Raw genomic sequence first — 23996 nt, 5'->3', positions numbered from 1 at the left:
GATTTGAGGGTAGGCGTGTTCTCGCGCTACCGCTTCGTTACTTGACCACGGTCAGCCGTCCGAAGGGACGTATGTGCCGAGACGGTGATGCAGAGCGTTGATCCTGGCCAGTTCTTCGCGGTCTTCCGTCTGGCGGGCGTAGCTGGTGAGAGCGGTGCGCAGCAGGCGGAAATCGGCGGTCGAGAACAGGGCGCGGGCGCGGCCTGGCTCGGTCTTCGGAGTGTCTTCGGTCATCGTAGTCATCCTTCCTCTCCTTACGCCGCAGCGAACTGGTTCATGGTATTGTCCTTACCGCCGGCCTTGAGAGCCGCTTCTCCGGCAAAGTATTCCTTGTGGTCATCGCCGATGTCCGATCCGGCCATGTTCTGGTGCTTCACACAGGCGATACCCTGGCGGATCTCCTCGCGCTGCACATTCTTGACGTAACCAAGCATCGCCTGCTCGCCGAAATATTCACGGGCGAGGTTGTCGGTGCTCAGCGCTGCCGTGTGATATGTCGGCAGTGTGATGAGGTGGTGGAAGATGCCCGCCTCGCGTGCCGCATCCTTCTGGAAAGTCCGGATACGCTCATCGGCTTCGGCGGCGAGATCGGTCCTGTCGTAATCCACGCTCATCAACTTGGCGCGATCATAGGCCGAGACGTCTTTGCCTGCTTCTTCCCATGCGTCGTAGACCTGCTGGCGGAAATTCAGCGTCCAGTTGAAGCTGGGTGAGTTGTTGTAGACCAGCTTGGCATTCGGGATCACCTCGCGGATACGGTTTACCATTCCGCCGATCTGGCCGATATGCGGCTTTTCGGTTTCGATCCACAGTAGGTCTGCACCGTTCTGGAGCGCCGTGATGCAGTCGAGCACGCAGCGGTCCTCGCCCGTTCCCGCACGAAACTGGTAGAGGTTCGAAGGCAGGCGCTTGGGGGCAAGCAGCTTGCCATCACGGCTGATGAAGACCTGTCCGTTCTTGATGTCCTCAGCATCGACCTCATCGCAGTCGAGGAAGCTGTTATACTGGTCGCCCAGGTCCCCGGGTTCCTTGGAGAAAGCGATCTGCTTGGTAAGGCCGGCTCCGAGGCTATCGGTGCGCGCAACAATGATGCCGTCCGGAACGCCAAGTTCGAGGAACGCATAGCGGATAGCGCGGATCTTCTGGAGGAAGTCCTCATGCGGCACTGTGACCTTGCCGTCCTGGTGGCCGCACTGCTTCTCGTCCGAGACCTGGTTCTCGATCTGCAGCGCGCAGGCGCCCGCCTCGATCATCTTCTTGGCGAGCAGGTAGGTCGCCTCGGCATTGCCGAATCCGGCGTCGATATCGGCAATGATCGGCACGACATGCGTCTGGTGCTCGTCGATTTCTTTGAGCAGGCGGTGCGTATTCACCGCGTCGCCCCCGGCCTTCGCCTCGTCGAGTTCACGGAACATCATGCCGAGTTCGCGGGCGTCCGCCTGCTTGAGGAAAGTGTAGATTTCTTCGATCAGCCCCGGAACCGACGTCTTCTCATGCATCGACTGGTCGGGCAGTGGACCGAAATCGCTGCGCAGCGCGGCAACCATCCAGCCCGAAAGATAGAGGTACCGGCGCTTGGTGCTGCCGAAATGCTTCTTGATCGAAATCATCTTCTGCTGCGCGATGAAACCGTGCCAGCAGCCCAGCGACTGCGTGTAGTTTGCCGGATCGCGATCATAGGCTTCCATGTCCTCGCGCATGATCTTCGCGGTGTAGCGGGCGATATCGAGACCGGTGGGGAAGCGGTTCTGGACAGCCATGCGGGCAGCGCTGGCGGCATCAATCGCGGCCCAGCTTTCTCCCTTCCGTCCGATCGCTTCGTTCATTTCCGCGATGTTGCTCTGATAGGTCATGGCGTCGTCTCCTGATACGTCATCGCCCGATGAGGCGTTGCAGCGACAATGCGCATGAGACGATCATTTTGGCAGAGTAATTTACAAAATATCTTGTCTATATCGGTGAATATACCCTAATATCGATGTGAATATGTAAAGAAAGTTACAAACATGGCTGACGACAATGTGCGTGCCGGGCCGGCTATTCGCCGTCTTCGAAAGCGTGAAAAGCTGACGCAGGCGGCGATGGCCGGTCGATTGTCGATTTCACCCAGCTATCTGAATCTCATAGAGCGTAACCAGCGGCCCGTCAGCGCGCGGGTTATCATGGCTCTGGTTGAGCAGTTCGACTTCGATCCGCGAAGCATCCGCGAAGATGAGAGCATTGGCGGGCTGGATGGTCTCGTCCGCCGCTTCGCCGATGCGCGGTTCGCGGATCTCGCCATCGATCGCGAGGAACTCGACGAGCTGCTCGCAACGGCCCCTCATGCGGCCGCAGCCTTTGTACGGCTCTATGACAATGCCGGACCCGGCGGCGATACCGGAGACGATCCCCTCGCAGCCTCGCGGCGGGAGATCGAACGCTGGCGCAACCATTTCGCCGACCTCGATCACGCCGCCGAAGAACTCGCGGACGAAATGCGTCTCTCACGCGGGGACATCGGACTTGCGCTGACGGAACGTCTGCGCGAGCGCCACCAGCTTTCGGTGCGAATATTGCCGCAGGAGGTTTTGCCCGACAGCCTCAGCCGGCTCGATCTGCATGCCCGCCAGATCCAGCTTTCGGAAATGCTTGGACCAGCCTCGCGCAATTTCCAGCTCGCCCTTCAGGTCGCGCAACTCGAAAAACGCGACGAGATTATGGCCGTGGCACAAGGGGCTCAATTCAAGGACGAGGCCGCCCGGGCACTCTTCAAACGCCATCTCGAAGGCTATTTCGCAGCCGCCCTGCTCATGCCCTACGGCCGCTTCCTGAGAGCCTGCGAAGCGACAGGTTACGATCTTCCCGTACTCGAGCGTCGTTTTTCGGTGAGTTTCGAGCAGCTTGCCCATCGCCTCACTACGCTTCAGCGCGTGGGCCAGCGCGGTTTGCCCTTTTTTATGGTTCGGCTTGATCGAGCAGGGCAGTTCTCCAAGAGCTTTATGGGCGCGAGCACCGCCCGTTTTGCCGGAGAAGATGTTTCCTGCCCTCTCTGGGATGCGCACCGCGCCTTCGAGCGTGGTGGAGAACTGGTGGTGCAATTTGTCTCGCTTGAAGAGACGAGCGAGGGACAGGGAGGATGGCTGACCATGATGAGGAGCGTCGAAGGTAGCGGGGCTGCAGGCTCGGCGCGATTTGTCATAGCGGTCGGGATCGAAGCTGTGCTTGCCAGCGAGTTGGCCCAGGCGCGCGGAATATCTCTACGGCCTGCCGATGCCCAACCCATCGGCCCCGGCTGTGCACGTTGCCACCGCGAGAATTGCTCTCAACGATCTTTGCCGCCCCGTGGGCGAAAGCTGCGTTTCGACCGTATGCGCAGGGGGACGACGCCGTTCGAGTTCGGCGAACCCTAGATTGCGCGGTTAACCCCCTTCCTGCGGAACCGCACTGCAAGTCGCCGCGTTTTCGTCACAATAGGTTTCAGGAAGGACTATTGAAATGACCGAAGAACGCATTACGGAAACGCGCACTCCCTCGGGTGACACGCATACAACCCATACGGTGGTAACCGACGGTGAAAGCCGAAGGGGCGGTGGATCTGGCTGGGTAATCGCGCTCATCGTTCTGGTACTGGCCGTTGGTGCCATCTTCATCTTCTCGCAGATGAGTGGGGCCGAGGTTGCCAAGGACAATGCAGTCGCAGAGGCGGCGACCGAGGTAGGTGAAGCGGCTGGGCAGGTTGGCGACGCTGCACAAAATGCTGGCGAGGCAGTGCAGGACGCGGTCGAAAACTGAGATTTCCGCACCCGATAGTACATAAGGGCGAGGCTCGTCTCCGGACGCGCTTCGTCCTTTTGATTCGTATGTTGTAAAATTTACCGACATTTCACCAATCTCCCGCTAGGCAGAGAACAGCATGTTCGGTTGCGCAGGTGAGGAACGAAAATGGTGAGCCTGGCGAAAGAAGGGGCAGGACCGGTCTGATGGATTGGGCCGCATCCCTTTCGTACATATGCTATTCGATCGGTGCGATTGTCAGCGGGATCGCTGCGTTCTGGATCGCTCGGAAGGGCGCGGCTGATCGATCGGACCGCTGGGCGGGCGCCGTTGCACTGGTATTCACTGCAAACTGGTGCATTGCGGCTGCAAGTCTCGCGTTCGACCATCCCATTGTCGGGCTTACCGAAATATTCGCTAATCTCGCGTGGATTTTCTTTCTCTTCCGTATCTTTGCCAACGATGGCCGCGATGAAAGCCTTCGGCTCGTCAGGCCGGTCGTGGCGGCTCTGGCATTCGTGGAGATACTGCAATTTGCGCTTCTCGGCATCGAACATCGGCATCCGTTTGCTGCCGATGTTCAGTTACTTGCCACGCAAACTTCTGCGCTTTTTCGCGTTCTCGTGGCAGTCGGGGCCCTGGTATTGCTGCACAATCTTTATGTAGGCGCCGCCCCGGAATCACGCAGGATCTTGCGCTGGAACGCAGCAGCTATGGCGGGATTCTGGGCTTTTACGCTGAATTTCTACACCATCGCATATCTTGTCGGATCATTTCCGATCGAGCTGGTGGCTCTTCGGGGACTGGCAGTGACGATCATCGCCGTTCCCTTTGCAACAGGCTTCAACAAGAGTGTAGCCGGATTGACTTTCAGGCCGTCGCGGGCCGTGACCTTTCATTTCCTGTCGCTGTTGGTGATCGGTGTTTATCTGCTTGCGATGGTTGGCCTTGCCAGCTGGCTGGATGTGCTATCCGGCAGCGTTGCGCGAATGACCCAGGTCGGTCTCGTCATTGCAGCGGGTGCATTGGCACTTATCTGGCTACCTTCGCACAGCTTGCGCGGCTGGTTACGGGTCACGGCGGTGAAGCATCTGTTCAAGCACCGCTTCGATTATCGCAACGAATGGATCCGTTTCACACATACCATCGGCCTCGGAAGCTCCGAAGAAGCCAGCTTGCCGGAGCGTGCAATCAGGTCACTGGCAGACATCACGGACAGTCCTGCCGGTCTGCTTCTGCTTGTGAACGAGGAAGGACAGGTCGAGCAAGGTGCGAACTGGCGTTGGCCGCAGCTGGAAGTACCTGCTCATCCGATCCCTCCCGCATTGGCAACCATTTTCGAGAAGGAAGGACTGATCCTCGATTTAGACGAAGCTCGTTCGGGGATAGAACATCAAGGTGAACTGGAGCATGTGCCTGCATGGCTGTTGGAAGATTTGCGGGTGTGGGCGGCGGTTCCGCTTCTGCATTTCGATCGACTGATCGGGATCATCATTCTCGCACGGCCTGCAATCGAACGAAAACTCGATTGGGAGGACTTCGATCTTCTTGCGATTGTTGGCCGGCAACTGGCCAGTTATCTGGCGGAGCAGGCCAGCCAGGAAGCGCTTTCCGAAGCCGCGCGGTTCGATGAATTCAACCGCCGCATGGCCTTCGTAATGCACGATATCAAGAATCTCTCCAGTCAGATGTCGCTCTTGCTGCGCAACGCCGAAAAGCACGCTGACAATCCTGAGTTCCGCAAGGACATGCTGATCACCCTGCGCAATAGCGCAGATAAGCTAAACACGATGCTTTCACGTCTTGGCCGCTATGCCAAAGGAGGGCAGGAAGAAATGGGCGCATTCGATATGTCTGCGATCATCCGTGCAACCTGCAAAAGATTCGCGAAAAACCATCAGGTTCTGCTCGTTCGAAGCGAGCCGATGCAGGTCAATGGCCAGCCGGAAGCTTTCGAGCAGGCGCTCTCGCATATCGTGCAGAATGCCATCGATGCCAGCGTCGACGGCAGTGCAGTAATGATTGAATCCTATAGTGATGGAATTTCCGGAGTGGTCCAGATTATCGATAGCGGACGAGGCATGACCCCGACGTTCCTCCGTACGGGCTTGTTCAAGCCTTTTGTTTCCTCAAGGGAGGACGGTTTCGGTATCGGTGCATACGAAGCGCGCGAGATGATCCGTTCGATGGGCGGCCGTGTAGAGGTGGAATCCCGGGTGGATCTCGGCACTCGTTTCACCCTCAACCTGCCTCTCCAATCGGCGCATGAACTTCTTGGGAATTCCTGCTCCGCCGAGCGAAAGGAAATCGCCTGATGGCCCAAAACGCACCGAAGCTGCTGATCGTGGAGGATGACGAGGGCCTGCAGGCGCAGCTCAAATGGGCCTATGACGATTACGAGGTGATTATCGCGGGCAATCGCGATCAGGCATTGGCGGCCCTGCGCAGCGAGGAGCCGGCGGTGGTTACGCTCGATCTCGGACTGCCGCCCGATCCTGACGGGACGAGCGAGGGTTTTGCCGTCCTCGATGCGATCATGGCGATGAAGCCGGATACCAAGGTCGTCGTCGCATCGGGGCATGGCGCTCGCGAGAGTGCCCTGCAGGCAATCGAACGTGGAGCCTATGATTTCTATCAGAAACCGGTCGATATCGAGGAACTTGGGCTAATAGTGAACCGGGCGTTCCGGCTCAGTCAGATCGAGGGAGAAAACCGTCGCCTGGCCGAGAAGGTGGGCGAAGATAAGACCGTACTTGGCACAATGATAACGGCCGCACCGGAAATGGCGAAAGTGGCTCGAACCATCGAACGCGTGGCCCCGACCAACGTCTCGGTCATGCTGCTGGGAGCGAGCGGGACGGGCAAGGAACTCCTGGCAAAGGGACTGCATCAGGCCAGCGATCGCAGAAGCGGCGCGTTCGTTGCGATAAACTGTGCAGCCATCCCGGAGAACCTCCTCGAGAGCGAATTGTTCGGACATGAGAAGGGGGCTTTCACCGGCGCCGTCAAAACGACTGAAGGCAAGATAGAGATGGCAAGCGGCGGTACGTTGTTCCTGGACGAGGTGGGAGACATTCCCCTCCCGTTGCAGGTGAAGTTGCTGCGCTTTCTACAAGAACGCGTGATCGAGCGTATCGGCGGTCGCAAACCAATTTCGGTCGATACCCGCATCGTCTGCGCCACCCATCAAAATCTCGAGGCCATGATCGGCGAAGGAACCTTTCGCGAGGATCTGTTCTATCGCCTGGCCGAGGTGGTAGTGAAAATTCCTACCCTGTCCGAGCGTCCAGGTGACGCGGTTTTGCTGGCCAAGCATTTTCTCGCCCGCTTTGCCGCCGAGATGAATCCGCAGGTTAAAGGTTTTGCCCCGGATGCACTCGCAGCGATCGACTCCTGGAATTGGCCGGGTAATGTGCGCGAGCTTGAAAACCGTGTGAAGCGCGCGGTGATCATGGCCGATGGCAAGCTGGTAAGTGCGGAAGACCTTGATCTTGGGGAACGCGCCGAGGATGGCGAAATGGCTCTGAACCTGAAGCAAGCGCGAGAGGCTGCCGATCGAAGGATGATCCGTCAGGCTCTGGCCCGCAGCCAGGGCAACATTTCGATGACCGCCAAGCTGCTCGGTATTAGTCGCCCCACACTCTACGATCTGCTCAAGCAGTACGATTTGCAGACCTGACTTCGGCAAACGCCGTCGCTAGCTCAATTATGGCACTACGCAGTATCATCTCCGATCCTATGCTGCGCATGCTTGCGCTGGCTATTGCCTTGGCAGCCCTTTTGCCAGCGACGGGCACAGCGCGAGGCGTTGTTCAAGTAGCCGCGAATATCGGCATCTTTGCGCTGTTTCTGCTCAACGGTATGCGCATCCGACGCAGCGAGATTGCCGCCGGTGCCGCCAATTTGCGCTTCCTGCTGCCACTAATATTTTGGGTATTCGGGGCTATGGCGCTTGTCGGGTTAGAGCTTTCGCGTCTGGCACCGGCTGACGTCCCTCCTATCGTTGCGGCCGGTTTCCTCTATCTCGGCGTACTGCCGACTACGATCCAGTCGTCGACTTCCTATAGCTCGCTTGCGCGCGGCAATGTGGCCCTGTCGATCATCTCAGCTGCCTTGCTCAGTCTCATCGGAGTATTTCTGAGCGTGCCTTTGTTTCTGGCGCTGGGTGGGGCAGGCGAAGGAGTGGTCGGGTCCGATGCCGTTCTCAAGATCATTGTAATGCTGATTGTGCCCTTTGCCATCGGCCAGTTGGTGCAGAACCGCATCCAGAGTTTTATTGCGCTCCACAAGCCACGAATCGTCACGCTCGATCGGATGGTAATCGCCCTGGCTGTTTACGTGGCGTTTTCCGGTGCGGTCGAGCAGGACGTCTGGACCCGCATCGATAGCACCGGCTGGTTATGGACCGGCATCCTGGTCCTCGTCTTTCTGGTCGTGGGCCACGGCGGGGCATGGCTGGCAAGCTCGGCCCTACGACTGGAGCCACCCGACCGCATCGCCTTTCTTTTCGCGGGCGGGCAAAAATCGGCGGCGATCGGTGCGCCGTTGGCGACGGTGCTCTTCGCACCGGAAGTGGCAGGCTTTATCGTTCTGCCACTCTTGCTCTACCACTTTTTTCAGCTGGTCTTGGCAGCTCCTATGGCTAGCTATCTAGCTGGATCGGTTCATCACCATGCTTCCGGTTATGATGGACGGACCACAGAAAACTGAGGCCGATCAGGGTCGCTCCGAGGAGCCCGGTGATGGTTTCCGGTATGTGGTAGCGCGCCGACAGAAGCATGATCATACCGAGTACAATGATGGCCCAGAAGGCGCCATGTTCGAGATAACGATACTGGGCAAGCGTCCCGGTGCGAACGAGGTGGATGGTCATCGAGCGAACGAACATCGCGCCGACTGAAAGGCCGAGCGCGATGATCACCATGTTGTTCGAGAGCGCGAATGCGCCGATGACGCCATCGAAACTGAAACTCGCATCAAGTACTTCAAGGTAGAGAAATCCACCGAAACCGGACTTCACGATTTCGCCCGCCGCTTTCTTGCGTGCTTCACGCTGTTCGATGATCGCTGCAATGGCGTGCACACCGATAAAGGTGACGAGGCCGAGAATCCCGGCTGTCAGGAAAACGATCGCATCGGCAGGCGCGAGCATTGTCGAGACGCCATAAATCAGCAGCAAGACAAGCCCGATCTCCACAGCCGGGACATTGGAAAACTTGTTAATTGCCCGCTCGAGTACAGCGATCCAGTGGACTTGTTTGTCGCTGTCGAAAAAGAAAGTCAGACCGACCATAGCGAGGAATGCGCCGCCGAACCCCGCAATGCCTATGTGCGCCGATGAAACAATCCGCTCGTATTCCTGCGGATCGTTCAGCGAGAGGGAAATCGCCTCGACGGGGCCGACGCCCGCCGCAATCGCAACAATCGCGATTGGAAACACGATCCTCATGCCGAACACTGCAATCAGGATTCCGATGGTGAGGAAGCGTTGCTGCCATACCGGATCCATCTCACGCAGCACCGTGGCGTTGACCACGGCATTATCGAAGCTGAGCGAAACTTCGAGAATGGACAGTACCAGCACGATCCAGAGGATGCCCAGGGTGGCTGTGATCGATCCCGTGCTGCTCCATCCGTACCAGGCAGCCAGGGCAAAGCAGACTGCCGTGAAGGCGAGCGAAAAGGTGTAGTACTGGCGTATCGTGTTCATTGGGGTGGGGTTCCTCAGCCCTTGGGCTGGTAGGTTTGTTCGGACGTCGGGAAGCTTCGGTCACGCACTTCTTGTGCATATTGTGCGACGGTATTCTCGATGACCTCAGCGATATTTTCGTATTTCTTCACGAAGCGGGGCACACGTTCGAACATGCCCAGCATGTCGTCAGTCACAAGAACCTGTCCGTCACATTGGGCCGAGGCCCCGATGCCTATCGTGGGACACGACACTGCCTTTGTCGCTTCGATGGCTATGGGTTCGAGAACACCTTCGAGAACGATGGCGAAGGCCCCGGCCTCGTCCAGTGCCTTTGCATCGCCGACGATCTTGTCCGCTTCGGCATTGTCGCGCCCGCGTGCCATATAGCCGCCCAGCACGTTGACTGCCTGCGGGGTCAAACCGACATGCCCCATTACCGGGATGCCGCGATGGTTCAGAAACGCAACGGTTTCGGCCATCTGCTCCCCACCTTCGAGCTTCACAGCTGCAGCGCCGCTTTCCTTGAGGAGGCGCGATGCGCTCGCGAAAGCCTGTTCTTTCGAAGCTTCGTAAGAGCCGAATGGCATGTCTACCACGACCACCGAACGATAGCTTCCGCGTACCACAGCGGCTGCATGGTTCGACATCATCTCCATCGTAACGGGAATGGTGGAGGGAAGGCCGTAGATTACTTGTCCCAGCGAATCGCCCACCAGCAAAAGATCGCAATGTGCATCGAGTAACTGGGCCTGTCGCGCCGTATAGGCGGTGAGCATGACCAGCGGTTCCTTGGTTTCGCCGTCCGCTTTGTGGGCGCGGATTTTCGGCACGGTCAACCGCTTCATCGGTTGCGGAGTGGGATTGGCCCGGCTGGTGCTCGTATCGAGCTGGAAGGTCGTCGACATGGGGGCTGCCCTAGCAAGCCCTGTCGACAGTTGGAAGCGAGGCTTGGACACTGGCGGATTTCCGTGCTTTAAGCCTCTCGTACATAAGGGCGCGGCAAGCGCCGACAACCGAGAGGGATATCACGTAAATGGTCGCCGCCGGCAAAACCACGGGTGAGGGTTGGTCCTCACGTTCCGCATTCATTCTTGCTGCCGTCGGTGCAGCGGTTGGTCTTGGAAATATCTGGCGCTTCCCGACGCTTGCCGGCGAAAGCGGAGGCGGGGCCTTTGTGATCTTCTATATTGCTTGCGTTTTTCTCCTCGGATTGCCGCTGGTGCTGTCCGAAATCTTCATAGGGCGTGTCGGGCAGACCGATGCGGTTGGCTCGATTCGCAAGGTGGCGCAATCCTCAAACGCCTCCCACAAGTGGTCGATTTTCGGTGGAGTCGGTGCGGTTGCCGCCTTCCTGATCGTATCTTTCTATTCGGTTGTTGCCGGTTGGGTGCTTTACTACGCCGGCTTGATGGGCTGGGATTTTCTTCAAGCTATCATGGCGGCCGATCCATTCCGCGGCGCACTGGCAGGTGAAAGCGAAGCCCAGATCCAGCAAAGACTTGGCGATATGTTTGCAAGTCCCGGCTTGCTGCTTGCCATGCATCTCGTCTTCATGGGTATGACGCTTTACATCGTCGCGCGCGGGGTGAGCTCGGGGATCGAAAAGGCGGCAACCTATCTCATGCCTGTATTCTTCATGCTGCTGCTGGGCCTCGTGGTCTATGGCGCGATCGAAGGCGATATCGCCGAAGCATTCGCCTTCCTGTTCACGCCAGACTGGTCGAAGCTGACCCCCGAGGTGATGAACTCTGCGCTGGGTCAGGCGCTTTTCTCGCTTTCGCTTGGCGTGGCCGGCCTCATCACCTATGGTTCTTACATCAAGGAAAAGAGCAATCTCGGCGGCACGGCTGCGATAATCGCAGTCGCCGATACCAGCGTGGCGCTGCTTGCGGGCCTGATGATCTTCCCGATCGTTTTCGCGGTGGGTCTCGACCCGGCGGCGGGTCCAACCTTGGTATTCCAGACTCTCCCCTTTGCTTTCCAGACCATGCCGGGCGGCGCCCTGTTCGGCTTCCTTTTCTTTGTTCTGATCCTTGTCGCGGCGATCACCAGCTCGATTTCGCTACTCGAGGTGCCTACTGCATGGGGTATCGGAGAACTGGGCTGGAGTCGGACGAAATCCGCCTTGGTGTTCGGCGTCGGTGCCCTGCTGATCGGGGTGTTTTGTCTGCTTGGGTACAATGTGCTGTCGGACGTACGCCCGCTCGGTTTCTGGCCGCTGTTCGAAAACACCGATATCCTTGATACGATAGATGGCTTCACCGGGAAGGTCATGCTGCCGCTGGGCGCCTTGCTGACCTCGATCTTCATCGGCTGGAAGGCCGATGCCAACCTGTTGCGGACGACTACCGGTCTTTCGCCGCTGGCGTTCGGCCTGTGGCGCTTTCTCATTGCATGGCTGTGCCCGATTGCGGTTACAATCATCCTGGTGACCGGACTTTTCCCGAGCATCCTCGGCGCCTGACGAATCTCTCTTTTCCAACCGGAGAATCGCGCGTAATGAGCGCACTCCGGTTGGCAGAGCGGGGAGGGCCCGCTGCGGGCCGGTGGAGCCCATCGGCCAGAAATGATCCTCGACAGAGTGAAGCCGCTCGACGCCATTCTGGCGGCGGCGCAAAAGAAGTCGCTGCACCGTTCGTTAGGCGCTCTGCAGCTCATGTTGTTCGGCATAGGTTGCATCATCGGCACGGGGATATTCGTGCTCACTTCTGCCGGGGCCCAGAAAGCGGGTCCCGGATTGATGCTGGCGTTTGTCATAGCGGGGGCGGTCTGCATCGTTGCCGCATTGTGCTACGCCGAAATCGCCTCGATGATACCCGTGGCAGGCTCGGCCTATACCTATAGCTATGCCACAATGGGTGAATTGCTCGCCTGGACAGTTGGTTGGGCGCTCATCCTCGAATATGCCATTGCCGCATCGGCAGTGTCCGTAGGCTGGTCGGGCTATTTCAGCGGGACGATCCTGAACGAATTTCTCGGCATTGAATTGCCACAATGGTTGTCCGCTGGTCCTCTTGCACTGGGCGGCGAGCCTGGAGGATTGATAAACCTCCCTGCGCTCGTCATCGCTCTACTCGTGACCTGGCTACTGATGATCGGCACCAGTGAAAGCGCCAAGGTCAACGCGATCCTGGTGGCGATAAAGGTGGCGGCGCTCACAACCTTTATCGGACTGACCTTGACCAGCGCTTATTTCGATCCCGACAGGTTCAACCCGTTCCTGCCCGCCGGCATTTTTGGCGGTTTCGGAACGGGCGTGGGAGCCGTCGGCGCGGCGGCGACGATCTTCTTCGCCTATGTCGGTTTCGATGCGGTTTCCACGGCCGCGGAAGAAACCAAGAATCCGCAGCGCAATGTGCCGATAGGACTTGTCGGTTCGCTCGTTTTCTGCACCGTCTTCTACATCCTCGTCGCGGCAGGTGCGATCGGCACTATCGGCGGGCAACCGATCATGGGACCGGGGGGAATTCCCTTCCCGGCAGGGTCGGAAGAACTGGCCCGTCAGTGTGCGCTTCCGGCCTATTCCGATGCGCTGGTCTGTTCGAACGAAGCCTTGGCCCATGTCCTTCGCCAGATCGGTTTTTCGGGCATCGGCAATATGCTGGGTATTGCCGCTTTCCTTGCTCTGCCCTCGGTAATTCTCGTCCTGCTGTTCGCGCAGACCCGTATCTTCTTCGTGATGAGCCGTGACGGGCTGTTGCCCGAAGGTCTTTCCAAGGTGCATCCGCGTTGGAAGACTCCTTACGTCGTAACTATTCTGACAGGCTTAATCGTAGCCGTGGGCGCGGCTTTCTTCCCGGTCGGCCAGTTGGCGGATATTGCCAATGCAGGCACGCTGTATGCCTTTCTGATGGTGGCTGTTGCAGTGATGGTGTTGCGCCGTACTGCGCCCGACAGGAAGCGCGATTTCCGTACACCCATGCTCTGGTTTGTCGGACCCGCCACCATTGGCGGATGTGCCTACCTCTTCCTCAACCTGCCGAGCGCTGCCATGCTGGTGCTGCCGGTGTGGACGGCGATCGGGCTGGTTGTCTATTTCGCCTACGGTCGGAGGAACAGCCATCTCGGACGTGGCATTGTGGAGGTGGTCGATGACGTTGCAGGTGAGGAAACGATGATCCCCATCCACCCACCCAAGGCGTGAGGTAACAAGAAAGGGCCGCTCCAATTCGGAGCAGCCCTTTCGATTTTTATCATTGCTGCCGGGCCGGGTTAGATATCGACTTTGTCGACATGGCGTTCTTCGGCCTCTTCATGAACGGTTATGCCGAGCGCCATTTTTGCGGTGTTGAGCAGGCCGAGATCACTGTTCCAGATTTCGGCGTCGCCCAAATCCATGCGCATGAAGAAGATGTCGGGATCGTCTTTGCCGCCATCGTACCAGGCTTCGACGAAGTTGTTCCAGAACTGGTCGAAGCGTTTCTGGCTGGTTTCCCTGACCAGATTTCCGTTGAAGCGGGCGAAGATATCGTGGCCCTTGCTTTCGAAGGTAGCGGTCACCGGCCCGAGCCTGCAGAAGTCGCTCTTGGTATGGGTAAAGAACCAGATCGAGCTGTTTGCGTCCTTGTCAAGTTGGGGGCTCATCGGCACGGCTGTTGAACTGTCACCCTCTAGCTGCAGAAAAAGAACCGGGCTGTCGGCCAGCGCTTGCCAGAATTTCTTCTTGAGTTCGTCGGGATTGCCTTCTGCGTGTTTCATGATGGTCTCCTGAGAATGGGTTTATCTTCTCAATGAGTGAGGCGTGGGTTCGGTCCCGCCATGAGGTACGATTACGTCAGTCTTGAAACGGAACCAGACCAATAGAGTCGGACTCTTCATGAACTGTCGACTTATCGACTGACCGTACATCGGCGGAGGCAAGAGTTGGCAAAGCGATGGAGCACGCTGCCACGCGTCGCTGGATCGATCTTGGCATCGGGATCGTATTTATCCTGATAGCGGTTGCAATCGCGGTCGATCTCTATGGGACGCAGCTTTGAAACTTACGATCTCGCGGCGCATCGGAAAATTCGTCTTTGACCGGCGGGTATTGCTGCTGCTGGTGCTGGTAGGGCTGTTCATTGCCGGACGCAGCTGGCTTGCCGTGCACCCCGAACATAATCCCTGGGCACCGCTCGACCTCAATGATCCGAAGGGCTGGGCTACGCAGCAGAAACTGGTAGCGCTAAGGGACGACGTATTGGCCTGCCGCGCAGTACTGGAACGAAGCGATGTGCCTTTCGACGTGCTCGAGCCGGCAGGGGAAGGCGGATGCCGTCGAGAAGACCGCACCAGGCTGACATATTATCCACTCGGCCCGGACGTTCCCGCCTCAACGTGTCCAATTGCTGTTGCCATGGAGCTGTGGAGACGCGACACGCTCGATCCGCTGGCATGGGAGATATTCGGCAGCGAGGTCACACTTATCGAGCATCTGGGCGTATATTCCTGCCGCAGATTGTACGGCCGAAGCGCAGGCCCTTGGAGTGAGCATGCCACCGCCAATGCACTCGATATCGCCGGATTTGAACTTGAAGACGGCACGCGAATTAGCGTTTTGGCAGACTGGGATGGCGAAGGCGAAAAACAGCGTTTTCTGCGCGAAGTGCGAGATGGTGCCTGCGGAGCCTTTTCCACCGTGCTTTCACCCGATTACAACGCTGCCCATGCCGACCATTTCCATTTCGACATGGACGATAGCTGGACGAGCGTCTGCCGCTGATCAGGCGGCTTCGAGCGAATAGCCTGCGCTGCGCACGGTGCGTACCGGGTCCTTGGCGCCGTCGATCTCGAGCGCCTTGCGCAACCGGCGAATGTGCACGTCGACGGTACGCAATTCGATGTCGCTTTCGGTACCCCAGACCCCGTCGAGCAACTGGTTGCGACTGAAGACGCGGCCCGGGCTTTCCATAAAGAACTTGAGCAGGCGATATTCGGTAGGGCCTAGCTTGAGCACCTTGCCTCGGCGCGTCACCTTATGCGCCACCGGGTCGAGGGTAAGATCACCGACCTCGATCGATTCTCCTGCCAGTACCGGACGGATGCGACGCATCACCGCTGCGACACGCGCGAGCAGTTCTCGTGGCGAGAACGGCTTTGTCAGGTAATCGTCGGCACCGGTTTCGAGTCCGCGGATACGATCGTCTTCCGCTTCGCGTGCGGTGAGCATGATGATAGGAACATGGGCGGTAGTCTTGTCTCGCCGAAGACGGCGGCAGACTTCGATCCCGCTAGTACCTTCGATCATCCAGTCCAGGATGACCAGATCCGGCACATCTTCGGAAGCGAGGAGCAGTGCTTCATCGCCATCCGCGGTGGTGCGAACGCCATAGCCCTCGTTCGAAAAGCGGTATTCGAGAAGTTCCGAGAGGGCGGGATCGTCCTCTACGAGAAGTAGCTTGCCAGCCTGCACCTTGGCCCCTTCCTGCAGTTTCTTCGACACAGCAGTATGACCCTCAAGCTACAGAATTGTGTCAACCGTCCTCGTCGGGCGGATAAGTGCCCGTGGCGGCGAAATGAACCATTTCGGCCACGTTGGTGGCATGGTCGCCGATGCGTTCCAGATTGCGAGCGACGAACAGCAATTGCGCAGCACTCGAAATCGTGGAAGGATTCTCGACCATGTGGCTGACAAGGTTACGGAAAATGGAATTGTAGAAGGCGTCTACCTTCTCATCCGTTGCGATGACCTCCCGCGCGAGTTCGGCATCTCTGGCAGCGTAGGCGGTCAGCACGTCATGAACCATTTCGCTGGCGACTTCGGCCATTGCCGGGAGCAGGGTCAGCGGTTCGAATTTCTTGCGATTGTCGCCGATCTGGCGGCTCGCCTTGGCGATATTCTTCGAATAGTCACCGATGCGTTCGACGACGCCGGCGATCTTCAGCGCGGCGATCACTTCGCGCAGGTCGTCCGCCATCGGCGCCCGCAGCGCGATGATGCGAACCGACAGCTTGTCCACTTCGCTCTCGAGCTTGTCGATCTTCTTGTCGTTCTTGACGACTTTCTTGGCGAGTTCGTCGTCGCCTCTGACCAGCGCATCGAGCGCTTCCTGAATGGCGACTTCGGCCAGTCCGCCCATTTCCGCGATCAAGCCGCGAAGGCGGGTAATGTCTTCGTCGAAGGCTTTTACGGTATGTTCGTTCATAGTCTCAGGGCCTTAGCCATAGCGTCCGGTAATGTAATCCTGGGTCCGCTGCTCGATCGGGTTGGTGAATATGTCAGAAGTACGCCCATATTCCACCATCTTTCCCAGATGGAAAAACGCAGTGCGCTGACTGACGCGGGCTGCCTGCTGCATCGAGTGGGTAACGATCACGATGGCATAACGACCATTCAGTTCGTCGATCAATTCCTCGATCTTGGCCGTGGCGATCGGATCGAGGGCAGAGCAGGGTTCATCCATCAGGATGACCTCGGGATCGACTGCAATGGCCCGTGCGATACACAGGCGCTGCTGCTGTCCGCCTGAAAGCGCAGTGCCGCTGTCCTGAAGGCGCTCCTTTACCTCTTCCCACAGGCCTGCACGGCGGAGCGACTTCTCGACTATCGCATCAAGTTCGTCCTTGCCCTCTGCAAACCCATGGATTTTCGGGCCATAGGCCACGTTTTCATAGATCGACTTGGGAAAGGGGTTGGGCTTCTGGAACACCATGCCGACGCGGGCACGAAGCTGCACGACGTCGAGCTTGGGCGAGTAGATGTCTTCGCCGTCCAGAGTGATTTCGCCTTCGACCCGCGCCGAGGGGATGGTGTCGTTCATCCGGTTCAGCGAACGCAGGAAGGTCGACTTGCCGCAGCCAGAAGGACCGATGAAGGCCGTCACGTATTCTGTGGGGATGTCGATCGAGACATTGTCGATCGCTTTCTTGTCTCCATAGAAAACGGAGACGTCCCGCGCACTCATCTTGGCTTCGGTGCTCTCAAGGTTTTCGTGAACTACAGTCACCATTTTTTCTCGAATTTGTTGCGCAGGTAGATTGCGAGGCCGTTCATCACGAGGAGGAACAGCAATAGGACAATGATAGCAGCACTGGTTCGCTCCACGAAACCTCGGTCGATCTCGTCCGACCAGAGGAAAATCTGCATCGGGAGGACCGTTGCGGGCGAAGTGAAGTCGTCGGGTGGTGAAGCTACGAAGGCACGCATGCCGATCATCAAAAGCGGAGCGGTTTCACCGAGCGCGCGGGCCATGCCGATGATCGTGCCGGTTAGGATGCCGGGTAGGGCGAGGGGTAAGACATGGTGGAACACCACCTGCACCGGGCTCGCACCAACAGCCAGTGCGCCGTCACGAATGCTTGGCGGGACTGCCTTAATCGCGTTGCGACCGGCGATCACGATAACCGGCATGGTCATCAGCGCCAGCGTCATACCCCCGATAAGGGGTGCGGAGCGGAAATTGGGAAAGACAGTCAGGAAGACCGCAAGGCCTAGTAGACCGAAGATGATAGAAGGCACTGCGGCGAGGTTGTTGATCGAAAGCTCGATCACATCTGTCCACTTGTTCTTGGGTGCGTACTCTTCGAGATAAAGCGCCGCGAGCACCCCGATCGGAAAGGCGAGCGCCAGCGTCACGATCATTGTCAGGATCGAGCCTTTCAACGCCCCCCAGATGCCGACTTGCTGGGGATTGGTTGCATCGGCGCGGCTGAAGAAACCTACGTCGAAGTTCTTCTCCAGCTTCCCCTCGGCGGCAAGGCTGGCCGCCAGCGCCTGCATTTCCTGCGATCCTTCGCCCTCGTATCCCGAAGCGAGATTGGCGCTTGCTGGAAGCCAGAAGGTCTCTTGTCGCTCGACAATTCCCGGATCGGCTGCAATCGCAGCCGCGACATCGCGCCAGGCCTGACCGCCTATCTGGGCAGCCCCCTCTTCACCGAGTGCTTCATCCGCGAAATATTGTACAACCTGCGGCAAGCCCTGGTCTTCGAGCGACTGCATCGCCCCGGAAGAGTCCATTACAGCGGGATCGGCAGAAATGCCTGCCTGTGTGAAGTCGATTGGCACGGCCACTTCGGCGCGCTGGAAGCCCCCGATGCCGTTCAGCGTCATCGTTCCCAGAAGGTAGAGGAGCACGGTGATCGAGAAAACGATCGCCCCAAGGCCCATGGTCCTGAAGCGTTTCTCAGCTGCGTAGCGCTTTTTCAGCCGCGCCTCGAAGACGGGCGTCCGCGTGGGGGCGATTTGCTCACTCATAAGCTTCGCGGAACCTCTTCACGACGCGCAGGGCGATGAAATTCAAGCCGAGAGTAACAAGGAACAGTACGAAACCCAGCGCAAATGCGCTCAGCGTTGCCGGGTGGTCGAAACTGCCTTCGCCGGTCAGCATTGCGACGATCTGCACGGTCACCGTAGTCATCGAATCCAGTGGGTTCGCGCTAAGGTTCGCGGCTGTCGAAGCTGCCATGACGACGATCATCGTTTCCCCGATTGCCCGGCTGATCGCCAGCATCACGCCAGCAACGATACCTGGAAGTGCAGCGGGTACGAGAACCCGGCGAATAGTCTCGTTGGTGGTGGCTCCCATGGCGAGGCTCCCATCTCGCATTGCCTGTGGTACGGCTGCGATGCTGTCGTCGGCCATCGAGCTGACGAAGGGAATGATCATCACGCCCATCACGAGACCTGCAGCGAGCGCGCTCTCGCTCGAAGCGCTCGATGCACCGAGCGAGATCGCAAAATCGCGGATAGCAGGCGCAATAGTAAGTGCGGCGAAGTAGCCGTAAACCACTGTCGGGACGCCGGCGAGGATCTCAAGCGCAGGCTTCACCCATGCGCGGAACTTCGGATTGGCGTATTGCGTAAGGTAGATCGCGCTCATCAGTCCAAGCGGAATGGCCACGATCATCGCAATGATCGCACCTATGAACAGCGTCCCCCAGAAGAGCGGAATTGCGCCATAGCGGCTCGAATCCGGATTCTCCGCATTGGACATGGGGTCGGGACCCCAATGAAGACCGAAGAGGAAATCGATCGGATTTACCATTCCGAAGAAGCGAATGGTCTCGAATACGAGACTGACGAAGATCCCCAATGTGGTCAGAATGGCAACAAGGGATGCGCCAAGCAGGATCGCCATGACGATCTTTTCGACGCGGTTGCGCGCGGCGAAATCGGGCTTGAGGCGGAGGAAAGCATAAACTCCGCCGAGGAAGGCGATCGCCAGTGTGACGATGACACCAATCCAGTTATAGCGGCCAATTGCTTCCCGATAGGGTTCCACAAACTCGCGTGCAAGGGGGTTGAAGACCCCCTGTGCGGCCCCGGTAGCGACAGCGCGCGCTTCGTTGAGGATAGTCTGTCGCTGGAAGCCGAATGCGGGAAGTTGGTCGGCCGCTGGCGCAGTCAGGACCGCTTGGGTGATAAGACCCGGTGCGATCGCGCTCCAAATGCCGACAAAGATCAGTACGGGCAGGATTATCCAGAGCGCTACATACCAGGCGTGGTAGGTTGGGAGACTCGCCAACCGCCCGTTGGGGCTGGCGCGCCGGAACGACCAAGCACGCGCACGAGCCGCCAACCATCCGGCGAGCCCGAGCCCGAGGGCCAGGAGGAGCAGGAGAGTCAGCGACATCGTGCGTGCATTCAGCCTTTAATTGAGTTCTGAACCGTCGAGGGTGTCGAAGTTGGTGGCAGCTGACATCGAACGGGCCATCACATCCTCCGGATTGGTGACGAGCCCGATCTTGGCAAGCTGGCCGTCACGTCCCCACATCGTGGTCCACTGGGCGAGAAATTCCTTGAGACCCTGGATGGCTTCCAGGTGCGCCTTCTTGACATAGATGTAGAGGGGACGGGCGCCCGGATATTCGAAGCTGGCGATATTCTCGTAGGTCGGGGCGACGCCGTTCATGTTGAGGCCCTGCACCTTGTCGGCGTTTTCCTCAAGGTAGGAGTAGCCGAAAATCCCCACGGCATTGGGATTTCCTTCGATCTTCTGGACAATCAGATTGTCCTGCTCGCCCTGATCGACGTATTTCCCGTCACTTCGGACTTCTGTGCAGACCTGCGCATAACGATCTTCGTTGCTTTCCTTGAGCGCTTCCATTTCAGGATTGGTTTCGCAGCCGATCTCGAGGATCAATTCCTTGAGTGCGTCGCGCGTACCGGAAGTGCTCGGGGGACCGTAGACGAGGATTTCCACATCTGGGAGTGAAGGATCGACGTCGGACCACGTCTGATTGGTCTGTTCGCCGCCATAGGGCGCTGCTGCCAATGCCTCGTAGACCATCTTCGGGGTTAGATCCATCTGGATGCCACCCTGTGCAGAAGCAAGTGCAATACCGTCGAGACCAACCTGAATTTCGATGATGTCGGTCACGCCGTTCTGCTGGCAGGTTTCGAATTCGCTCGCCTTCATGCGGCGCGATGCATTGGCGATGTCGGGTGTTTCCGCACCCACGCCCTGGCAGAACAAATTCATGCCGCCACCGGTCCCGGTCGATTCGATGATCGGCGATTTGAAATTCGGGTTTGAGCGGGTGAAGGTTTCCGAAACCGACTTGGCGAACGGATAGACGGTCGAAGAGCCAACGGCCTTGATCTGGTCACGCGAGGCGCCGCCGCCTGCTCCATTACTGCCGCAAGCCACAAGTGCTAGGGCCGAAGCCGCAGCGAAAACGAATTTGAAAGTCTTGGTCATTGGTAGGTACCCCTTAGATGTCCACTAGCCGCGCAGAAGCGCGAAATTGTTACATGTTGACGACAAGAGTGTGACTTTCGTTGTGAGGCGACACGAATCTGTGGGCGCCCCATACGGTTGTTGGGATCAGAAATCGACCTGCGCGCGTACACCGAACGCGTCGACACCATAATCGGTCTCGTCTCCTTGGGTCGGCAGCACGGCGTTCTCATAATCCATCCTGCCATAGTTCAGGCTGATGAGGGTATAATCGGTCGGCTTCCATACAAGCGATGCCAGGTATCCGTTCTGGATTCCGCCGATGATACCGGCGTCGCTGAGATCGAGGTGGTCATAGCGAAGGTTCAGTTGGACCGATCCGATTCCACCTTTGCCGACCGGATCAACTGGCTTGGTGCGATCGAACTTTCCGCCCTTGTAGCCGCGCGAGTCGCCCTTGGTCAGGAAATAGCCGACTTCGGCGTAGCCCCCAAAAAAGGTCAGGTTGTCGTCGGCCAGCGGCAGATCGACATTTTGCCAATAGCCCTCGGCTACAGCGTGCAACCGGCCGGAAATAATTGCGGCTTCAAGACCAGCACCGAATTCGCTGTTTGCAGCGAGAGTGTCCGTGTCGACGAAACGGGTCGAGGTGAAATGGACCAGTGGGCGCTGTCGATAGCGAACTGCTGCTGCGTCCTCCTCGCCGAGATCGTTGTAATGCAGCGAACCGCCGAAATGCAGCTGGGTATTTTCCGTATTCGGACTGATCACCAAGCGTCCATCAACACCGCGATTGTTTGTACCTGTGTCGGCGAAATTATCGGTGAAAGCCCCGACCTGCGCGAGCACGATACCTGCTTCGTAGCTAGCCGAAATACCGATACGCCGTTCGAAGCCGAAAGCATCGGTGAAAGCCGCGCGTTCGATGAAGCTGGTATGGAGCGAACTGGTCAGTTCTTCGAGTGACTGAAAATTGTTGTGATGACCGACGATCACTTCCAACGGCCCGTCGCCATAGGAAAGATAGGCGTCGGCGGCCTCGACTTCGTTTCCGGCAAAGTCGAGCTCGAACTTGTATCCAAAGCCGCCCGGGATGTCGCCCGAAGCGCCGAGGCGGGCGCGGCGCACTTCATTGCCGAAGCCATCGTCGGCACCGATCGTTTCGGGGGCGCTCAGCGTACCGGCATCAAACATCAGCCGACCGCGAGGCTTGAAGCTCCAGCCGTCGGAATTCGCGAGTTCGTCAGCTCGCGTGGAATTGGCAGTGGACTCGGCGCTTTGCGCCTGGGCCACGATCACAGTGTCCCGCTCGGCATTTTCGGCTCTGGTTTCCGCGAGCTCGCTTTCGAGCTGATCGATGCGCGTAACCAAAGTCTGAAGTTGCGAGCGCATCGCCGCCAGTTCGTCTTCGGCGGGGACAGTCGTATCTTGCGCAAGCACCGGGGTGGCCACGGTGCAACTCAGTGCCGTCGTGAGGACGGAGAGCCGGTATGCGGTACTCATGTTGCGAATCTCTTACAAGGTTACGATCCGGCGTCGCCTCTATGACCACTCTATTACGTCTTTGTGACATAGTTCGTGTAGCGTCGCGCCCGGTAGCCAGGGCCAAACCGAAACATGCATATTGTCGACCCAGAAGGTTCAACAGTCCAGCGGAAGCGTGACCTTGACGCGCGTGCCTTCGCCGAGCGCGCTTTCGATCGCCAGTTTGCCACGGTGGCGCTCGACGATGTGCTTCACGATGGCGAGTCCGAGACCCGTACCTCCCGAAGCGCGGCTCCGGCCAGGATCAGTTCGATAGAACCGGCGGGTCAGGTGTGGAAGGTGTTCGGGGGCGATCCCGTCGCCGCGGTCCTGGACCGATAGCACCACACGCTTGTCGCCCTGCGGCTGGAGGCGGACGGTGACCATCTTGTCCTCGTCTCCATATTTGAGACCGTTGTCCACGAGGTTGCGCACCAGCTGCTCCAGCTGCTGTTCATCGCCGCAGACGGTGAATTGCCCATGCGCTTCGATATCCAGTCTTTCAACGCGGTCGCCCGCAGCGTCTCGGGCGGCGCGTTCGACCAACCTGCCGAAATCGAGCGCATCGCTGGGCAAATCGTGCTTTTCCGCCTCGATCCGCGAGAGCGACATGAGGTCGCTGACCAAATCCTGTAGGCGGCGCCCTTCGCGCTGTATCGTGGCCAGGAACTTGTCGCCGATTTTCGGATCGAAATTGTCGACGTCCTCGCGCAGTGTTTCGACATAGCCGAGGATCGAGGCGAGGGGTGTGCGCAACTCGTGGCTGGCATTGGCCACGAAATCGGTGTGCGCGCGGCTGATGTCCGCCTCGGCCGTCTTGTTCACGAATTCGACAATGGAAAGCCCGCCATCCAGATTCTTGCGGTTGATCCGCCAGATGTCCTTACGCCGTGCAAGTCCCCGGACCACTGCCGCTCCATCTTCGTCGCTTTCGAGCAGGCTGACTGCTTCGGGCTGGCGGAGCGCCATACGCACGTCCTGGCCGAGAATGTGCGAACCAAGAAGACGCCGCGAGGCGAGATTGGCGATGATCACGCGGCCAGCCTCCGTCACGATCACCGGAGTCTCGGAATGCTCGACTAAGTCGCCCATCATATCGCGCGAAATACCCCCGTTTCCATTCGTAGGCGCTGGTGGTGGCGGGGTCGATCCCACGAGCCAGAGCGAACCCGCCCAGACGAACAGCATGAGAAGTATGGGGAGCGGAGGAAGACCAAGCGCAACGAGGCCAACTGCCGTTGCGAGAGCCAGCGCAAAACCGGACCAGGGAAAGGGGCTTTCGCTCATTGCGTGCTTGCGCTTAGCGAGGCAGAACCGGGCGCGCTAGTGCGAGCGTCGATTTGTCATCAAAGAGATGGTGACCCCTACGGGAATCGAACCCGTGTTTCAGCCGTGAAAGGGCCGCGTCCTAACCGCTAGACGAAGGGGCC

Annotated in this window: 21 protein-coding genes and 1 tRNA gene; 8 read left to right on the top strand and 14 right to left on the bottom strand. The window is 58.5% G+C overall.

The window, feature by feature from the left end:
* Positions 1-51: 51 nt before the first annotated feature.
* Positions 52-243, bottom strand: a complete 192-nt coding sequence (locus K3180_RS10820; RefSeq protein ID WP_425594526.1) for a hypothetical protein — start codon at positions 241-243, stop codon at positions 52-54.
* An 11-nt stretch (positions 244-254) separates the two neighbouring features.
* Entirely contained in the window at positions 255-1853 is a 1599-nt protein-coding gene (locus K3180_RS10815; RefSeq protein WP_221540790.1) for an isocitrate lyase, read from the bottom strand.
* A 153-nt stretch (positions 1854-2006) separates the two neighbouring features.
* On the opposite strand from K3180_RS10815, the gene K3180_RS10810 reads away from it, so the two are divergent.
* The 5 genes from K3180_RS10810 (at position 2007) to K3180_RS10790 (ending at position 8463) form a co-directional block, all read left to right on the top strand.
* Positions 2007-3389, top strand: coding sequence for a helix-turn-helix domain-containing protein (locus K3180_RS10810; RefSeq protein ID WP_221540788.1), 1383 nt, complete (start codon positions 2007-2009; stop codon positions 3387-3389).
* A gap of 85 nt (positions 3390-3474) precedes the next feature.
* Complete coding sequence (locus K3180_RS10805; RefSeq protein WP_221540787.1) at positions 3475-3771, top strand: hypothetical protein; 297 nt, start codon at positions 3475-3477, stop codon at positions 3769-3771.
* Positions 3772-3959: 188 nt separating this feature from the next.
* The gene (gene prsK, locus K3180_RS10800; RefSeq protein ID WP_221540785.1) at positions 3960-6068 is read left to right on the top strand and encodes an XrtA/PEP-CTERM system histidine kinase PrsK; all 2109 of its coding nucleotides are present in this window, start codon (positions 3960-3962) and stop codon (positions 6066-6068) included.
* Positions 6068-7432, top strand: a complete 1365-nt coding sequence (prsR, locus tag K3180_RS10795) for a PEP-CTERM-box response regulator transcription factor (protein WP_221540783.1) — start codon at positions 6068-6070, stop codon at positions 7430-7432. Before prsK ends, prsR begins: the two co-directional genes overlap by 1 nt.
* Positions 7433-7461: 29 nt before the next feature.
* Positions 7462-8463 carry a bile acid:sodium symporter family protein gene (locus K3180_RS10790; protein WP_221540781.1) on the top strand — a complete coding sequence of 334 codons (1002 nt, stop codon included), beginning with the start codon at positions 7462-7464 and terminating at the stop codon, positions 8461-8463.
* On the opposite strand, the gene K3180_RS10785 is transcribed toward K3180_RS10790, so the two are convergent.
* A complete protein-coding gene (locus tag K3180_RS10785; protein ID WP_221540779.1) occupies positions 8396-9463 on the bottom strand; it encodes a DUF475 domain-containing protein in 1068 nt (355 codons plus the stop codon). The two genes, K3180_RS10790 and K3180_RS10785, sit on opposite strands and share 68 nt — an antisense overlap.
* A gap of 14 nt (positions 9464-9477) precedes the next feature.
* Positions 9478-10350 (bottom strand): 3-methyl-2-oxobutanoate hydroxymethyltransferase, encoded by an 873-nt coding sequence (gene panB / locus K3180_RS10780; RefSeq protein WP_221540777.1) that lies wholly within the window; start codon positions 10348-10350, stop codon positions 9478-9480.
* A gap of 128 nt (positions 10351-10478) precedes the next feature.
* On the opposite strand from panB, the gene K3180_RS10775 reads away from it, so the two are divergent.
* Complete coding sequence (locus K3180_RS10775; RefSeq protein ID WP_221540775.1) at positions 10479-11909, top strand: sodium-dependent transporter; 1431 nt, start codon at positions 10479-10481, stop codon at positions 11907-11909.
* Between the two features lie 102 nt (positions 11910-12011).
* Positions 12012-13589, top strand: a complete 1578-nt coding sequence (locus K3180_RS10770) for an amino acid permease (protein ID WP_221540773.1) — start codon at positions 12012-12014, stop codon at positions 13587-13589.
* 68 nt (positions 13590-13657) lie between these two features.
* On the opposite strand, the gene K3180_RS10765 is transcribed toward K3180_RS10770, so the two are convergent.
* On the bottom strand, positions 13658-14143 hold the full coding sequence (locus tag K3180_RS10765) for a pyridoxamine 5'-phosphate oxidase family protein (RefSeq protein WP_221540771.1): 486 nt from the start codon (positions 14141-14143) through the stop codon (positions 13658-13660).
* 277 nt (positions 14144-14420) lie between these two features.
* On the opposite strand from K3180_RS10765, the gene K3180_RS10760 reads away from it, so the two are divergent.
* Positions 14421-15146: an extensin-like domain-containing protein gene (locus K3180_RS10760; protein WP_221540769.1), complete on the top strand. Its 726-nt coding sequence runs from the start codon at positions 14421-14423 to the stop codon at positions 15144-15146.
* Here the strand turns inward: K3180_RS10760 and phoB are convergent, their stop codons facing one another.
* From phoB to K3180_RS10715, 9 genes are all read right to left on the bottom strand, one after another.
* Positions 15147-15836, bottom strand: a complete 690-nt coding sequence (phoB, locus tag K3180_RS10755; RefSeq protein ID WP_221540874.1) for a phosphate regulon transcriptional regulator PhoB — start codon at positions 15834-15836, stop codon at positions 15147-15149. It lies immediately after the preceding gene.
* A gap of 61 nt (positions 15837-15897) precedes the next feature.
* The gene (phoU, locus tag K3180_RS10750; protein ID WP_160726436.1) at positions 15898-16569 is read right to left on the bottom strand and encodes a phosphate signaling complex protein PhoU; all 672 of its coding nucleotides are present in this window, start codon (positions 16567-16569) and stop codon (positions 15898-15900) included.
* A 12-nt stretch (positions 16570-16581) separates the two neighbouring features.
* The gene (gene pstB, locus K3180_RS10745; protein ID WP_221540767.1) at positions 16582-17373 is read right to left on the bottom strand and encodes a phosphate ABC transporter ATP-binding protein PstB; all 792 of its coding nucleotides are present in this window, start codon (positions 17371-17373) and stop codon (positions 16582-16584) included.
* The gene (pstA, locus tag K3180_RS10740; protein WP_221540765.1) at positions 17367-18617 is read right to left on the bottom strand and encodes a phosphate ABC transporter permease PstA; all 1251 of its coding nucleotides are present in this window, start codon (positions 18615-18617) and stop codon (positions 17367-17369) included. Before pstA ends, pstB begins: the two co-directional genes overlap by 7 nt.
* On the bottom strand, positions 18610-19995 hold the full coding sequence (gene pstC / locus K3180_RS10735; RefSeq protein WP_221540763.1) for a phosphate ABC transporter permease subunit PstC: 1386 nt from the start codon (positions 19993-19995) through the stop codon (positions 18610-18612). The genes pstA and pstC overlap by 8 nt, the downstream gene beginning before the upstream one ends.
* An 18-nt stretch (positions 19996-20013) precedes the next feature.
* Positions 20014-21063 (bottom strand): substrate-binding domain-containing protein, encoded by a 1050-nt coding sequence (locus K3180_RS10730; protein WP_221540760.1) that lies wholly within the window; start codon positions 21061-21063, stop codon positions 20014-20016.
* A gap of 126 nt (positions 21064-21189) precedes the next feature.
* Positions 21190-22545, bottom strand: a complete 1356-nt coding sequence (locus tag K3180_RS10725; RefSeq protein WP_221540759.1) for a porin — start codon at positions 22543-22545, stop codon at positions 21190-21192.
* A gap of 138 nt (positions 22546-22683) precedes the next feature.
* Complete coding sequence (locus tag K3180_RS10720) at positions 22684-23853, bottom strand: ATP-binding protein (protein ID WP_221540757.1); 1170 nt, start codon at positions 23851-23853, stop codon at positions 22684-22686.
* 68 nt (positions 23854-23921) lie between these two features.
* Positions 23922-23996, bottom strand: a tRNA-Glu gene (locus K3180_RS10715).

It is taken from the genome of Qipengyuania huizhouensis, assembly GCF_019711635.1.
GTDB classification, from domain to species: domain Bacteria; phylum Pseudomonadota; class Alphaproteobacteria; order Sphingomonadales; family Sphingomonadaceae; genus Qipengyuania; species Qipengyuania huizhouensis.
This window is presented reverse-complemented; position numbering and strand designations above follow the sequence as displayed.

Bases quoted from the DNA above. Each gene is read 5' to 3' on its own strand.
- K3180_RS10820 (WP_425594526.1), bottom strand. From the start codon at position 243: ATGACTACGATGACCGAAGACACTCCGAAGACCGAGCCAGGCCGCGCC.
- K3180_RS10815 (WP_221540790.1), bottom strand. From the start codon at position 1,853: ATGACCTATCAGAGCAACATCGCGGAAATGAACGAAGCGATCGGACGG.
- K3180_RS10810 (WP_221540788.1), top strand. From the start codon at position 2,007: ATGGCTGACGACAATGTGCGTGCCGGGCCGGCTATTCGCCGTCTTCGA.
- K3180_RS10805 (WP_221540787.1), top strand. From the start codon at position 3,475: ATGACCGAAGAACGCATTACGGAAACGCGCACTCCCTCGGGTGACACG.
- prsK (WP_221540785.1), top strand. From the start codon at position 3,960: ATGGATTGGGCCGCATCCCTTTCGTACATATGCTATTCGATCGGTGCG.
- prsR (WP_221540783.1), top strand. From the start codon at position 6,068: ATGGCCCAAAACGCACCGAAGCTGCTGATCGTGGAGGATGACGAGGGC.
- K3180_RS10790 (WP_221540781.1), top strand. From the start codon at position 7,462: ATGGCACTACGCAGTATCATCTCCGATCCTATGCTGCGCATGCTTGCG.
- K3180_RS10785 (WP_221540779.1), bottom strand. From the start codon at position 9,463: ATGAACACGATACGCCAGTACTACACCTTTTCGCTCGCCTTCACGGCA.
- panB (WP_221540777.1), bottom strand. From the start codon at position 10,350: ATGTCGACGACCTTCCAGCTCGATACGAGCACCAGCCGGGCCAATCCC.
- K3180_RS10775 (WP_221540775.1), top strand. From the start codon at position 10,479: ATGGTCGCCGCCGGCAAAACCACGGGTGAGGGTTGGTCCTCACGTTCC.
- K3180_RS10770 (WP_221540773.1), top strand. From the start codon at position 12,012: ATGATCCTCGACAGAGTGAAGCCGCTCGACGCCATTCTGGCGGCGGCG.
- K3180_RS10765 (WP_221540771.1), bottom strand. From the start codon at position 14,143: ATGAAACACGCAGAAGGCAATCCCGACGAACTCAAGAAGAAATTCTGG.
- phoU (WP_160726436.1), bottom strand. From the start codon at position 16,569: ATGAACGAACATACCGTAAAAGCCTTCGACGAAGACATTACCCGCCTT.
- pstB (WP_221540767.1), bottom strand. From the start codon at position 17,373: ATGGTGACTGTAGTTCACGAAAACCTTGAGAGCACCGAAGCCAAGATG.
- pstA (WP_221540765.1), bottom strand. From the start codon at position 18,617: ATGAGTGAGCAAATCGCCCCCACGCGGACGCCCGTCTTCGAGGCGCGG.
- pstC (WP_221540763.1), bottom strand. From the start codon at position 19,995: ATGTCGCTGACTCTCCTGCTCCTCCTGGCCCTCGGGCTCGGGCTCGCC.
- K3180_RS10730 (WP_221540760.1), bottom strand. From the start codon at position 21,063: ATGACCAAGACTTTCAAATTCGTTTTCGCTGCGGCTTCGGCCCTAGCA.
- K3180_RS10725 (WP_221540759.1), bottom strand. From the start codon at position 22,545: ATGAGTACCGCATACCGGCTCTCCGTCCTCACGACGGCACTGAGTTGC.
- K3180_RS10720 (WP_221540757.1), bottom strand. From the start codon at position 23,853: ATGAGCGAAAGCCCCTTTCCCTGGTCCGGTTTTGCGCTGGCTCTCGCA.